The organism is Streptomyces sp. 8N706 (assembly GCF_052245415.1).
Classification (GTDB): Bacteria; Actinomycetota; Actinomycetes; order Streptomycetales; family Streptomycetaceae; genus Streptomyces.
In genome coordinates, this window is the sequence record NZ_JBQQBW010000025.1 from 1 (window position 1) to 13,522 (window position 13,522).

Genomic DNA, 13,522 nt, shown 5'->3' on the forward strand with positions numbered 1-13,522 from the left:
CCAGGTCCACCGGCTCGGGGATGTCCCGGACGGAGCGGTGGGCCGGGGCGCCTTCCAGTTCGGTGGTGCCGTCCGGGAAGGCGTGGTTGACCGCGTGGACACGGCCGGTGAATCCGCCGTCGAGGAGGTTGCGCAGCACGGTGCGGCCCACACCGCCCGGCCGCCGGCCCGTTCCGACGACGGCGACGGAGCCGGGGCCGAGCAGCCGCTGGACGGAGCGGGCCTCGGCGCGCTGCTCCCGGCCGCGCTGGACGGCGAGCGACCGGGCGGTGGGTTCGAGGTCGAACTCCAGGCGCACGACGCCGTCCTCGAAGGTGCGCTCCTGGGTGTATCCGGCGTCCGTGAACACCTTGATCATCTTGTTGTTGGCGGGCAGCACCTCGGCGGCGAAGCGGCGGATACCGCGCTCGCGGGCGACGGCGGCAATGTGTTCGAGGAGGGCGGAGGCCACACCCCGCCCCTGGTGGGCGTCCTGGACGAGGAAGGCGACCTCGGCCTCGTCGGCGGGGGCGGAAGCGGGCCTGCCCTGGCCGTCGATGCGGTCGTACCGCACGGTCGCGATGAAGTCACCGCCCACCGTCGCCGCCAGCCCGACCCGGTCGACGTAGTCGTGGTGAGTGAACCGGCGCACATCCCGGGCGGACAGCCGGGGGTACGGTGCGAAGAAGCGGTAGTACTTCGACTCGTCCGACACCTGTTCGTAGAAGCTCACGAGTCGCCGGTCGTCCTCGGCGGTGATGGGACGGATCTGCGCGGTGCCGCCGTCACGCAGCACGACGTCGGCTTCCCAGTGAGTCGGGTAGGCGTGCTCCGACGGCGTTTCCATGGGGCCAGCGTACGGGCGCCGGGCCGAGGAGAGCACTGGACGCGTCATGAGAGACTGACCGGAAGACTGGTCTAGACAACATCACACACTGCCAAGACCTGGACACGACCCGAAGGGCAACACCATGGTTGAGCGCCGCGTCACCGTCGGCTGGGCCGAGGGCCTGCACGCCCGGCCCGCTTCGATCTTCGTCCGTGCGGCGAACGCCTCCGGCGTCCCCGTGACGATCGCCAAGACCGATGGCAACCCGGTCAACGCCGCCTCCATGCTCGCCGTGCTGGGCCTGGGAGCCCAGGGCGGCGAGGAGATCGTCCTCTCCTCAGAGGCCGATGGCGCCGAGATCGCCCTGGACCGCCTGGCGAAGCTGGTCGCGGAGGGGCTGGAGGAGCTGCCGGAGACGGTGTAGTGCCGCGTCGGCCGGGGCCGCACCAGGTCACCTCGCTACCGGGCAGACCTTGGCCGACGCGGCACTCGGACGAATCTCCCGAATGCTCCCGGAGACGTACCACAGGCAAAAACGCAGGGCGGAGCCGCGGTGGCCCATTCAGGGCACCGCGGCTCTGCTTTTCTTTTTCGCGCAGCTTTCTCACCGGGCTCCACTCCGGCTTCCGTCCTATTTTCGCGCAGCCGAAAGCACGGCTGAAGCCGGAAAAGAATTCCCGACAGTTGTATACGGGATATCTGTTAATTCCGTGCACTCGCTGTGTTGACAGGCTGTTTCGAAGGCCTCACATGGGACGGCCGGCGCAGCCGGTAGGCGGCCAGCGAGCGCTCGGTGTGCGCGGCCATCAGCGCGCGGGCGCGATCCGCGTCCCGCCGGGCCACCGCGTCCGCGATGGCCCCGTGCTCCTCCCAGGACTCGGTCTGCCGCCCCGGTGGGTTCGCCGCGTACACCCAGGTGATCTTGCGGCGGACCTGGGTGAGCAGCGACGCCAGACTGGGGCTGCCGGAGGCCTGGGCCAGGGTCTCGTGGAACCAGTCGCCCAGCGGCCGCAGATCCGTCAAGTGCCCCCGCCTGGCACGCTCCTGGCCCAGCCGTACGAGCCCGCGCAACACCTTGAGGTGCGCTTCGGTACGGCGCTGGGCGGCGCGCGCCGCACCCAGCGGTTCGAGCAGGCCACGGATGTCCAGGAGGTCCGCGGCCTCCTGTTCCGAGGGCTCGGCGACACAGGCGCCCGCATGCCGGCGCGTGGTCACGAAGCCCTCGGACTCCAGCGTGCGCAGGGCCTCGCGGACCGGGACCCGGGAGACGCCGTACCGGCGGGCGAGGACCTCCTCGGTCAGCCGGCTGCCCGGAGGGTGCGCCCCGGACACGATGTCGTCCCGGATCGCCTGGCACACCGCGTGCGCGGGAATGCCCGTCCTGGCCGCCGGCACCGCATCGCCGTTCACCTTCGACCCCGCATGGCCGGACCTCCGTTTAATCCCCGCGAAACGCATTCGGTTGTCGCTTGTTCAGGAACTCTATTGCAATGCGGAGGAATTTCCGACGAGGACGCCCGGACCGGGTATATCTTTGGCCAGAGCTTGGTCAGACGCTGAGGCCGTGCGAGCGGAGATAGGCGACGGGGTCGATGTCCGAACCGTAGTCGGGGGACGTACGGGCCTCGAAGTGCAGATGCGGACCGGTGGTGTTGCCGGTGCTGCCCGAGAGACCGATCTGCTTCCCCGGGGTGACCGTCTCACCGACGGAGACGCCGACGGAGGAGAGATGGCCGTACTGGGTGTACGTACCGTCCTTCATCTTGATCACGACGTTGTTGCCGTACGAGCCGCCCCAGCCTGCCTCGACGACGGTGCCCGCGCCGACGGCGTGGACGGAGGTGCCCGACGAGGCGTGGAAGTCGATGCCGGTGTGGCTGCCGGAGGACCACGCCCCGCCCGAGGACTGGTACCCGGTCGAGACATAACTGCCCCGGACCGGAAGGACGAAGGCGTTCAGCCGCTTGCGCTCCGCCTCACGGGCGGCGCGCACCTTGGCCTCACGCGCCTTCTTCGCCTTGGCCTCCGCCTCGCGCCTGGCCTCGGCGGCGCGCTTCTTCGCCTCCGCTTCGGCCTTCGCCCTGGCGGCCGCCTCGTCGGCGGCCTCCTGCTGGGCGCGCGCCTGGGCGCCGATCGTGTCGGCGAGGGTGTCGCCCGCGGCGATGGCCTGGCGCAGACCGGTCTGCTCGGCCGCCGGAGCCTCGCCGGAGGCGGCGAGCGCGGGGGGCGCCACGGAGCCGACGGCGCCCGCGGTGGCGAGGGTGGCTATGCCTGCGATGTTCGCGCCGGAGCGGACGAGACGGCTCGGCCGGCGGTGTTTCCCGGTGGCACGGGTGAACGCCATGGGTGCGGCGTACTCCTTTCCTTCCTTCTCGCCTACCGGGTTAGCTGACGGGTTCGGAGCAGGAAGGTCTCCTACGGGCCCCTCCGGGGAGGCGCCCGATTCACCCCAAGGGACTTGCCCCGCGCCGCAGGCGGCATCGGGACGGCGGGTCCCCGGCTCCCCTGGCTCGCGCCGTACGGGGACTCGGCGATGACTGCCCGGAGCCGCGGGTGCGGCCGGTGTCCGGTCGGACAGCCGGACCGACGCTAAGCGGGACAACTTTCAATCGCCAAAGAAATCGGGTTCTTTGTAGCGCACACCACAGATGAACGGGCAGTCTCACCAACAAACGGGACATACAGGAGAACCCCGGCGTCTTCGAAGGCGCCGGGGTATCTCCCGCCCTGCTGAGGCGTGTTGTACCGGTCCTGCCGGGGCCCCGCCCTGCGCGGCGTCAACTGCCGCCGGGACGAGGCCCTCCGGCCGGTGCCGCGGCGGAACGGGCCGCGGGTCCGGGGGCGTTGACGACGGTCAGCCGCCGACCACCTTGACCTCGCCGATCCCGAGGGCCCGTACCGGCTCCTCGATCACCGACGCGTCACCGACGAGCACCGTGACCAGACGGTCGACCGGGAACGCGCTGACGGCCGCGGCGGTCGCCTCCACGGTGCCCGTCTCCGCGAGCCGGGCGTACAGCCGTGCCTGGTAGTCGTCCGGCAGATGCTGCTCGACCTGGTCGGCGAGCGTGCCCGCGACGGCCGCCGCCGTCTCGTACTTGAGCGGCGCGACACCGACGAGGTTCTGCACGGCGACATCCCGCTCGGCGTCGGTCAGGCCGTCGGCAGCGAGGGTGCGCAGCACCGTCCAGGCGTCCTCCAGGGCCGGCCCGGTGACCTCGGTGGCCACCGAACCGCTGATGGCGAGCAGCGAGGCGCCCGTGCCGTCGGGGGCGGAGCGCAGCACCTGGCCGAACGCCCGCACGCCGTAGGTGTAGCCCTTCTCCTCGCGCAGCACCCGGTCGAGCCGGGAGGTGAGGGTGCCGCCGAGGCAGTAGACGCCGAGCACCTGGGCGGGCCACACCCGGTCGTGCCGGTCCGGACCGATCCGGCCGATCAGCAGCTGGGTCTGCACGGCACCCGGGCGGTCGACGATCACCACGCGGCCCGTGTCGTCGGCGGTCACCGGCGGTAGGGGGCGGAGTTCGGCGGTGCCGCCGGTCCACGCGCCCAGGGTGTCACCGAACACCACGGCGAGGTCGATCCCGGTCAGATCACCGACGACCACGGCGGTGGCGGTGGCGGGCCGGACATGCGCCTCGTAGAAGGCCCGTACGGCCGCGGCGTCGATGCGCTCGACGGTCTCCTCCGTGCCCTGCCGGGGCCGGGACATCCGGGATTCGGCGGGGAACAGCTCCTTGGAGAGCTCCTTCGCGGCGCGGCGGGCCGGGTTGGCCTGCTCGTGCGGGATCTCGTCGAGCCGGTTGGCGACGAGCCGCTCCACCTCGCTGTCGGGGAACGCGGGGGCCCGCAGGGCGTCGGCGAGCAGACCGAGCGCCTTGGCCAGCCGGGAGGCCGGGACCTCCAGGGAGACCCGGACCCCGGGGTGGTCGGCGTGCGCGTCGAGCGTGGCGCCACAGCGCTCCAGCTCGGCGGCGAACTCCTCGGCGGTGTGCTTGTCGGTGCCCTCGGACAGGGCTCGCGCCATGATGGTGGCGACGCCGTCCAGCCCCTCGGGCTCGGCGTCCAGCGGGGCGTCGAGGTTGACGTCGACGGCCACGACCTGCTGGCCGGGCCGGTGGCAGTGCAGCACCGTCAGGCCGTTGGGCAGGGTGCCGCGCTCCGGGGCCGGGAAGGCCCACGGCTTGGCGGTCCCGCCCTGCGGCTGCGGGTGGAAGGTCATGGTGGCGTCGGTCACTGGGCCGCCTCCTCTTCTGCGGTGTTCTCGGCGGCTTCTGCGGTCTCGACGGCCTCCGGGGCCTCGTTGCCGGCGGCCCCGGTCGGCTCGTAGACGAGGACCGCGCGGTTGTCCGGGCGCAGCCGGGCGGCGGCCACGGCCCGCACCTCCTCGGCGGTGATGTCGAGGACCCGCTGCACGGCGGTCAGCGCCAGCTGCGGGTCGCCGAACAGCACGGCGTAACGGCAGAGCTGGTCGGCGCGGCCGCCGACGGTGGCGAGCTGGTCGAGCCACTCGCGCTCCAGCTGCGCCTGCGCGCGCTCCATCTCCTCCGGAGTCGGCCCCTCCGCGGCGAAGCGGGCCAGCTCCTCGTCGACCGCGGCCTCGATCGCCGGGACCTCGACGCCGCCGGAGGTCTTCACGTCCAGCCAGCCGAGCGAGGGAGCTCCGGCGAGCCGGAGCAGGCCGAAGCCGGCGGCGACGGCCGTACGGTCGCGGCGCACGAGACGGTTGTGCAGCCGGGAGGACTCCCCGCCGCCGAGGACGGTGAGCGCCAGGTCGGCGGCGTCGGCCTCCCGGGTGCCGTCGTGCGGCAGGCGGTAGGCGGCCATCAGGGCACGCGCCGGGACGTCCTCGTGGACCTCCTCGCGCAGCTGCTCGCCGATGACGCCGGGCAGCGAGCCGTCGCGCGGCGGCTGCTTGCCGTCGTGCGAGGGGATGGTGCCGAAGTACTTCTCGATCCAGGCGAGGGTCTGCTCGGGGTCGATGTCTCCGACGACCGACAGCACGGCGTTGTTCGGCGCGTAGTAGGTGCGGAAGAAGTTCCGCGCGTCCTCCAGGGAGGCGGCGTCCAGATCGGCCATCGAGCCGATGGGGGTGTGGTGGTACGGGTGGCCCTCGGGGTAGACCATGGCGGTCAGCTTCTCGAAGGCCGTGCCGTAGGGAACGTTGTCGTAGCGCTGGCGGCGCTCGTTCTTGACGACGTCGCGCTGGTTCTCCATGCTCTCCTCGTCGAGGGCGGAGAGCAGGCTTCCCATGCGGTCGGCCTCCAGCCAGAGGGCGAGCTCCAGCTGGTGGGCGGGCATGGTCTCGAAGTAGTTGGTCCGCTCGAAGCTGGTGGTGCCGTTCAGCGAGCCGCCGGCGCCCTGCACCAGCTCGAAGTGGCCGTTGCCTTTGACGCTCGCCGAGCCCTGGAACATCAGGTGCTCGAAGAGGTGAGCCAGGCCGGTACGGCCCTTGACCTCGTGGCGCGAGCCGACGTCGTACCAGAGGCAGACTGCGGCGACCGGGGTCAGGTGGTCCTCGGAGAGCACCACGCGCAGGCCGTTGGCCAGGCGGTGTTCTGTCGCGGTGAGGCCGCCGGAACCGGCCTGTTGCGTGGCCGTGTGACCCATGGGCATGTACGTCCCTTCGATCGCTGGGGGAGAAATGCTGCCACTGTATGCAAGCGCGCTGACGCCTGGCGAAGTTCCCGGACGGCGGGGCCGCTACGCTTCCGCGATCGGCGATTTTTCGGGAAGCCCGGACGCCGGCGTTCCGTACCTCGTGGCGTCCGGCGTGCGCGGCCTCCGGCCGCCGCCATGACGCGCCACGACACACGGCGGGCCCGGCGGCGCCGCACCCGCCGCCGGGGCCGGGCGCTGCCGCGCTCGGCCGGGTCGTGGATCGCGCTGTCACCGGCGGGGTCCACAATGGTCCGCGTCAGCACCCGCTCAGGCAGTTCTAAGGAGCAGCAGCCGAGATGGCCCGCCGCAGTACGAAGACCCCGCCGCCCGACGACTTCGAGGAGCGCATCCTCGACATCGACGTCGTGGACGAGATGCAGGGCTCCTTCCTGGAGTACGCCTACTCGGTCATCTACTCGCGCGCGCTCCCCGACGCCCGCGACGGGATGAAGCCGGTGCACCGGCGCATCGTGTACCAGATGAACGAGATGGGCCTGCGCCCCGAGCGCGGGTACGTGAAGTGCGCGCGGGTCGTCGGCGAGGTGATGGGAAAGCTGCACCCGCACGGTGACGCCTCCATCTACGACGCCCTGGTGCGCATGGCGCAGCCCTTCTCGATGCGGCTGCCCCTGGTGGACGGGCACGGAAACTTCGGCTCGCTGGGCAATGACGACCCGCCGGCCGCGATGCGGTACACCGAGTGCCGGATGGCCTCGGCGACCTCCCTGATGACGGAGTCGATCGACGAGGACACCGTCGACTTCGCGCCGAACTACGACGGCCAGGAGCAGGAGCCGGTGACCCTGCCGGCCGCATATCCGAACCTGCTGGTCAACGGCGCGTCCGGGATCGCCGTGGGCATGGCGACCAATATGCCGCCGCACAATCTGGGCGAGGTCATCGCGGCCGCCCGCCATCTGATCAAGCACCCCGGCGCGGACCTCGAGACGCTGATGCGGTACGTCCCGGGCCCCGATCTGCCGACCGGCGGCCGGATCGTGGGGCTGAACGGCATCCGGGACGCGTACGAGTCGGGGCGCGGCAGTTTCAAGATCCGCGCGACGGCGGCCGTGGAGAACGTCACCGCGCGGCGCAAGGGCCTCGTGGTCACGGAACTGCCGTTCACGGTGGGTCCGGAGAAGGTGATCTCCAAGATCAAGGACCTGGTCGGGGCGAAGAGGCTCCAGGGCATCGCCGACGTCAAGGACCTCACCGACCGCTCGCACGGACTGCGTCTGGTGATCGAGATCAAGAACGGCTTCCACCCGGAGGCCGTGCTGGAGCAGCTCTACAAGCTGACGCCGATGGAGGAGTCCTTCGGCATCAACAATGTCGCCCTGGTCGACGGCCAGCCGCTGACGCTGGGCCTCAAGGAGCTGCTGGAGGTCTATCTGGACCACCGCTTCGACGTGGTCCGGCGGCGCAGCGAGTTCCGGCGCACCAAGCGTCGGGACCGGCTCCACCTGGTCGAGGGTCTGCTCATCGCGCTGATCGACATCGACGAGGTCATCAGGATCATCCGGTCGAGTGAGAACTCCGCGGAGGCGAAGGAGGGCCTGATCGCCCGCTTCTCGCTGAGCGACATCCAGACCCAGTACATCCTGGACACCCCGCTGCGCCGGCTGACGAAGTTCGACCGGCTGGAGCTGGAGTCCGAGCGCGACAAGCTGGGCGCGGACATCGAGAAGCTGACCCGGATCCTGGAGTCGGACGCGGAGCTGCGCAAGCTGGTGTCGGGCGAACTGGCCCAGGTGGCGAAGAAGTTCGGCACCGACCGGCGCACGGTCCTGCTGGAGTCGGCGAACGCGCCGGTCACGGCGGTGCCGCTGCAGGTCGCGGACGACCCGTGCCGGGTGCTGCTGTCCTCGACCGGGCTGCTGGCCCGTACGGCGAACGGCGAGCCGCTCGGCGAGGGTGACGCCAAGCGCGCCAAGCACGATGTGATCGTCTCGGCGGTCCCGGCGACCGCCCGTGCGGATGTGGGGGCGGTGACCTCCGCCGGGCGGCTGCTGCGGCTCCCGGTGATCGATCTGCCCGTGCTGCCGGAGACGGACCGGGCCCCGAACCTCGCGGGCGGCGCGCCGATCGCGGAGTTCCTGTCGCTGGAGCCGGACGAGTCGCTGGTGTGTCTGACCACGCTCGACGAGTCCTCGCCCGGCCTCGCGCTCGGCACGGAACAGGGCGTGGTGAAGCGTGTGGTGCCGGACTATCCGGCCAACAAGGAGGAGCTGGAGGTTATTTCGCTCCGCGAGGGCGACCGCATCATCGGCGCGGTCGAGCTGCGCACGGGCGAGGAGGACCTCGTCTTCGTCACCGACGACGCGCAGCTGCTGCGGTACGCGGCCGGGCAGGTGCGGCCGCAGGGCCGCGCAGCGGGCGGTATGGCGGGCATCAAGCTGGCAGCCGGAGCGAAGGTGATCTCCTTCGGCGCGGTGGACCCGGCGGCCGATGCCGTGGTGTTCACGGTCGCGGGCGCGCAGGGCACCCTGGGCGGTACCGAGCAGGGCACGGCCAAGCTGACGCCGTTCGACCAGTATCCGCGCAAGGGCCGCGCGACCGGCGGTGTGCGCTGCCAGCGCTTCCTCAAGGGCGAGGACTGTCTCGTGCTGGCGTGGGTGGGGGCGACACCGGCTCGCGCCGCCACGGCGACCGGGGCCCCCGCGGTCCTGCCCGAGGCCGACCCGCGCCGGGACGGCTCCGGGCTGCCGCTGGCCAAGGCGGTGTCGGTGGTCGCGGGGCCCGTGTGACCGGGCCGCGGGCCGCACATGCGGGGAGCGGCGGTCCGGGCCACGAGTGCCTGTGACCGCCGCCCGGCTACGAGAGCGCGTAGCTGCCGTCCGGGCTGCTCGCCCACGCCGCCGCCGGCCGGGCTCACATGCGCCTGTGACCGCCGTCCCGGCTCCGAGAGCGCGTAGTCACCGAGGCTCCCGACAGGCGTGGCCACCGTCCGGCCACGCCTGCACGAGCCGCCGTCCCCCGAACGCCTGCACGTAGCCGCCGTCCCCGGAACGCCTGCAGGTAGCCGCCGTCCGCCGCTGCTCACCCACGCCGCCGCCGTCCGGGCTTCACATGTGCGCGTGGCGTCCGTACGGGCTGCGCGCAGCCGTATGCGCCGTCCGGCTACGACTGCACGTAGCGCAGGACCCCCCACATGCTGCGGGGACCGGCTTCCTCGGAGCCGGTCCCGGCGCAGGCTTCCAGGTCCTTCCGCAACGGCTCGGGGTCGATGTCCGAGCCGATCAGCACCAGTTGGGTGGTGCGGCGTTCGCCCCGCGCCCAGGGCTCCGGGTAGAAGCGCAGAAAGTGTCCGACGGCGTGCAGGGCGAACTTCTGCCGGTGCCCGGCCACCCCGAAGTGGACGAACCCCTTGATGCGGTACAGCCCGTCGGGCCGGTTGTCCAGGAACTCCATGAAGCGGCGCGGGTCCATGGGCTCCTCCGTGGTGAAGGAGGTGCTCTCGTAGGCGGCGTGGAGATGCTGCTCGTGATCGTCGTCATCGGTGCACAGCTCGTCGAACGAGAGCTGCCGCACGGCCTCTTCCGGCCCATCGCCCGACTGCCGTTCGAAGAAGAGCTCCGGGTCCACCCGCCCGTACGAGGCGGAGACGGCGGGAGTGCCCGGGCTCAGCTCCCGGAGCAGCCCCAGGATGCGCAGCCGTTCCTCCTCGTCGATCCGGTCGGTCTTGTTCAGCACCACCAGATCGGCGACGCCCAGATGCCGGTCGATCTCCGGATGCCGTGTGCGCGTGGCGGTGAACTCCGCCGCGTCGACGACCTCGGCCAGTCCGCCGTAGACAATGCGCTGATCGGTGCTGGACAGGACCATCCTGACCATGGTCTCCGGCTCGGCCAGTCCGCTCGCCTCGACGACGATCGCGTCGAGGCGCGCCGAGGGACGTGCCAGGCGGTCGAGGATCTCATCCATGTCGCTGGTGTCGACGGCGCAGCAGAGACAGCCGTTTCCCAGGGAGACCATCGCGTCGACCTGCCCGGCGACGGTCATGGCGTCGATCCCGATACTCCCGAAGTCGTTGACGACCGCGCCGATCCGGCTGCCCCTGCTGTTCCGCAGAAGATGGTTGAGCACGGTGGTCTTCCCCGACCCGAGGAAGCCCGCGAGAACGATGACCGGGATCTGTTTCTTGGCCACGGGCTCGGCCTCCATGGTGCGGGCGGCGGCAGGCAGTGCGGGGACGGCAGCCGATCGTAACCAACCGTCCGTGCCGCTGAAACGGCCGGGATGCCGTACGGCCGGTGGCGGCGCGCAGTGCCCCGCCCCGAACACCCGTGCGCTGTACGGCGGCTCCCTCCACGGCGGGCGCGCCGGATCCCTGTACGGCGTGGTGGGGTGCTGTGACGGCGGGGCGGGGGCTGCGCGGCGGTTCGCTAACCGGCGGGACGCTGGGCGGCCGGTACCGGTTGCGGCGGAGGCGGCCCGACATAGCGGGCGGCAGGGCGGATGATCTTGCTGTCCTCGGCCTGCTCCAGGATGTTGGCGCTCCAGCCGACGACCCGCGCCGCGGCGAAGGTCGGGGTGAACATCTCCCGTGGAATGCCGCAGAGTTCCATCACCACGCCCGCGTAGAACTCCACATTGGTGTGCAGCTCCCGGCCCGGCTTGAGTTCGGCGAGGATGGCCTCCACCCGCCGCTCCACCTGTACGGCGAACTCCACCAGGGGACCGCCGAACTCCTCGGCGATGTCCCGCAGCATCCGCGAGCGCGGATCCTCCGTGCGGTACACGGGGTGGCCGAAGCCCATGATCCGGTCACCGGCCAGGACCCGTTCCCGGATCCAGGGGTCGATCCGCTCCGGGGTGCCGATGGCGTCCAGCGTGTCCAGGGCGCGGCTCGGCGCCCCGCCGTGCAGCGGCCCCGAGAGGGCACCGACCGCCCCGGCGAGGCAGGCGGCGAGGTCCGCGCCGGTGGAGGCGATCACCCGGGCGGTGAAGGTGGAGGCGTTGAAGCCGTGGTCGACCGTGGAGATCAGGTACTGCTCGACGGCGCGTACACGACCGGGGTCCGGCTCCGTCCCGGTCAGCATGAACAGGTAGTTGGCGGCGTACGGCAGGTCGTCGCGGGGTCCGACCGGCTCCAGGCCCTGGCACAGCCGGTGCAGTGCGGTCAGCAGGGTGGGCACGGCGGCACTGGCGGCGAGGGCGTCCGCCCGGCGGCGGTCGGCCCCGGTGTCGTACAGCGGCCGGAACCCCGCGGACGCTCCGAGCAGGGACAGTGCGGTGCGCAGCCCGGCGAGCGGGCCGGAGAGCGCGCTGGAGCGGGCGATCGCGGGCAGCGCGGCGGCCACGTCCTCGGGCAGATGCCGCAGAGCCGCCGTCCGTGCGGCGAAGTCGGCCCGCTCGTCCCGGTCCGGAAGGGTGCCGTACAGCATCAGATGCCAGACGTCCTCGAAGGTGCGGGTGCGCGCCAGTTCGACTGCCGAGTACTGGCGGTAGTGGTAGAAGCCCTCGCTTCCCCGGACGTCACCGAGCGCGGTGTCGGTGACGACGACTCCCTTGAGGCCACGGGGCACCTCGATCGGGGATACGGGCGACGCGGTTGTCATGCGGTCCTCCTCCATCAACTTGATACGACCATCCATGATTGATTCAATATGTGTCAATGTTGATTGAATCAATGTGAATGCCCTGGGCGTGATCGAGATGAGGTGGGATGGAGTCATGACGGACGACACAGCGGGAGCCGCACGCCGGGGTCGGCTGAGCACACGGGAGACCGCCGAGCGGCTCGGCGTGAAGCCCGAGACGGTGTACGCGTATGTCAGCCGCGGGCTGCTGACCAGCCGCCGTACGCCCGGCGGGCGCGGCAGCACTTTCGATCCGGAGGAGGTCGACGCGCTCGTCCGGCACGGCCGCAGGGGCCAGGACCCACCCGGCGCAGATCCTGAAGCCACCGGTGGCGCCCCCGCCGTGACCACCGGCATCACCTTGATCGACCGCGATGGGTACTACTACCGGGGCGTGGACCCCACCGCTCTCGCCCGGCGCCATGGTTTCGAGGAGGTCGCCGAGTGGCTGTGGACCGGGACGATGACACCCGGCATCCGGTTCACCGCACCCGCGGAAGCCCTCTCGGCGGCCCGGCGGGCGGTCGAGGCACTGCCCTCGCACAGCGGTCCGATGGACCGGCTGCGGGTGGCGGCCGTCGCGGCGGCCGCGGCCGATCCGCTGCGGTTCGACCTGTCGGAGGACACGGTGCTCGCCACCGCGCGCGGCCTGATCGCCACACTGGTGACCTCCCTCCCGCCGGCGGGGCCCGAGCCCGCGGACGGAGCGGGGCTCGCCCGGCGGCTGTGGTCACGGCTGTCCCCGGCCCCCGCCGACGACGCTTCGGTCCGGGCCCTCGACGGCGCCCTCGTCCTGCTCATCGATCACGATCTCGCCGCCTCGACGCTGGCCGCCCGCGTCGCCGCATCCGCCCGGGCGCATCCGTACGCCGTGGTGTCCTCGGGCCTCGGGGCGCTCGACGGGCCGCTGCACGGCGCCGCGGGCGGGCTGGCGCACCGGATGCTGACGGAGGTTCTGGCACGCGGCAGCGCGGCGGCGGTCGTCGCGGACCATCTCCGGGGCGGACGGCGGGTGCCGGGGCTCGGCCATCGGCTCTACCCGGGCGAGGACCCGCGCGCCCAGGCGCTGTTCGGGCTGCTGGAAGCCGTACCGGAGGCCGCCCCGGCACTGGAGGCGGCCCGTGAGGTGGCGGCGACCACGGCCCGCCATGTGCCGCTGCACGCCAATGTGGATCTGGCGCTCGCCGTGCTCTCGGTCTCCGCGGGGATGCCCGCCGAGGCGGGCGAGACGGTCTTCTCCGTGGCGCGTACGGCGGGCTGGATCGCCCACGCCCTGGAGGAGTACGCGGAGCGGCCGCTGAGGATGCGTCCACGCGGCCAGTACCGCGGCCCCCGCCCGCCCCAGCCGCTGCCCTGACCGGGACGGGCCCCGGGCCCCTCCGGCGCACGCCGCCCGGCCCACGGTGCTCCCCGCCCGGCCCACAGTGCTCCCCCCGGACTCCGTTTGGCGGCCGGTCCCCCGGCCCCGGCC

10 protein-coding genes and 1 riboswitch are annotated in these 13,522 nt (G+C 71.9%); of the genes, 3 read left to right on the forward strand and 7 right to left on the reverse strand.

Annotation, left to right across the window (positions count from 1 at the left end; translation table 11 throughout):
* Window positions 1-826, reverse strand: an 826-nt coding sequence (locus ACTWQE_RS12160) for a GNAT family N-acetyltransferase (protein WP_443328904.1), incomplete at its 3' end; no start/stop codon positions are given.
* A gap of 124 nt (window positions 827-950) precedes the next feature.
* On the opposite strand from ACTWQE_RS12160, the gene ACTWQE_RS12165 reads away from it, so the two are divergent.
* Complete coding sequence (locus ACTWQE_RS12165) at window positions 951-1,232, forward strand: HPr family phosphocarrier protein (protein WP_443328905.1); 282 nt, start codon at window positions 951-953, stop codon at window positions 1,230-1,232.
* Between the two features lie 278 nt (window positions 1,233-1,510).
* Here ACTWQE_RS12165 and ACTWQE_RS12170 read toward each other — a convergent pair whose 3' ends face one another.
* From ACTWQE_RS12170 to ACTWQE_RS12185, 4 genes are all read right to left on the reverse strand, one after another.
* Entirely contained in the window at window positions 1,511-2,167 is a 657-nt protein-coding gene (locus tag ACTWQE_RS12170; protein WP_443328958.1) for a GntR family transcriptional regulator, read from the reverse strand.
* 190 nt (window positions 2,168-2,357) lie between these two features.
* On the reverse strand, window positions 2,358-3,152 hold the full coding sequence (locus ACTWQE_RS12175) for a M23 family metallopeptidase (RefSeq protein ID WP_443328906.1): 795 nt from the start codon (window positions 3,150-3,152) through the stop codon (window positions 2,358-2,360).
* Window positions 3,153-3,167: 15 nt separating this feature from the next.
* A riboswitch (cyclic di-AMP (ydaO/yuaA leader) is annotated at window positions 3,168-3,351 on the reverse strand.
* Between the two features lie 311 nt (window positions 3,352-3,662).
* Window positions 3,663-5,030: a M16 family metallopeptidase gene (locus tag ACTWQE_RS12180; RefSeq protein WP_443328959.1), complete on the reverse strand. Its 1,368-nt coding sequence runs from the start codon at window positions 5,028-5,030 to the stop codon at window positions 3,663-3,665.
* An 11-nt stretch (window positions 5,031-5,041) separates the two neighbouring features.
* The gene (locus tag ACTWQE_RS12185) at window positions 5,042-6,424 is read right to left on the reverse strand and encodes a M16 family metallopeptidase (protein ID WP_443328907.1); all 1,383 of its coding nucleotides are present in this window, start codon (window positions 6,422-6,424) and stop codon (window positions 5,042-5,044) included.
* A gap of 341 nt (window positions 6,425-6,765) precedes the next feature.
* Here ACTWQE_RS12185 and ACTWQE_RS12190 point away from each other — a divergent pair, with 341 nt between their 5' ends.
* Window positions 6,766-9,216, forward strand: coding sequence for a DNA gyrase/topoisomerase IV subunit A (locus ACTWQE_RS12190; RefSeq protein WP_443328908.1), 2,451 nt, complete (start codon window positions 6,766-6,768; stop codon window positions 9,214-9,216).
* A gap of 373 nt (window positions 9,217-9,589) precedes the next feature.
* Here ACTWQE_RS12190 and ACTWQE_RS12195 read toward each other — a convergent pair whose 3' ends face one another.
* The gene (locus ACTWQE_RS12195; RefSeq protein WP_443328909.1) at window positions 9,590-10,618 is read right to left on the reverse strand and encodes a CobW family GTP-binding protein; all 1,029 of its coding nucleotides are present in this window, start codon (window positions 10,616-10,618) and stop codon (window positions 9,590-9,592) included.
* Between the two features lie 236 nt (window positions 10,619-10,854).
* Window positions 10,855-12,030: a citrate synthase gene (locus ACTWQE_RS12200; protein WP_443328910.1), complete on the reverse strand. Its 1,176-nt coding sequence runs from the start codon at window positions 12,028-12,030 to the stop codon at window positions 10,855-10,857.
* 115 nt (window positions 12,031-12,145) lie between these two features.
* Between ACTWQE_RS12200 and ACTWQE_RS12205 the strand changes: the two genes are divergently transcribed.
* The gene (locus ACTWQE_RS12205; RefSeq protein ID WP_443328911.1) at window positions 12,146-13,408 is read left to right on the forward strand and encodes a citrate/2-methylcitrate synthase; all 1,263 of its coding nucleotides are present in this window, start codon (window positions 12,146-12,148) and stop codon (window positions 13,406-13,408) included.
* Window positions 13,409-13,522 lie beyond the last annotated feature (114 nt).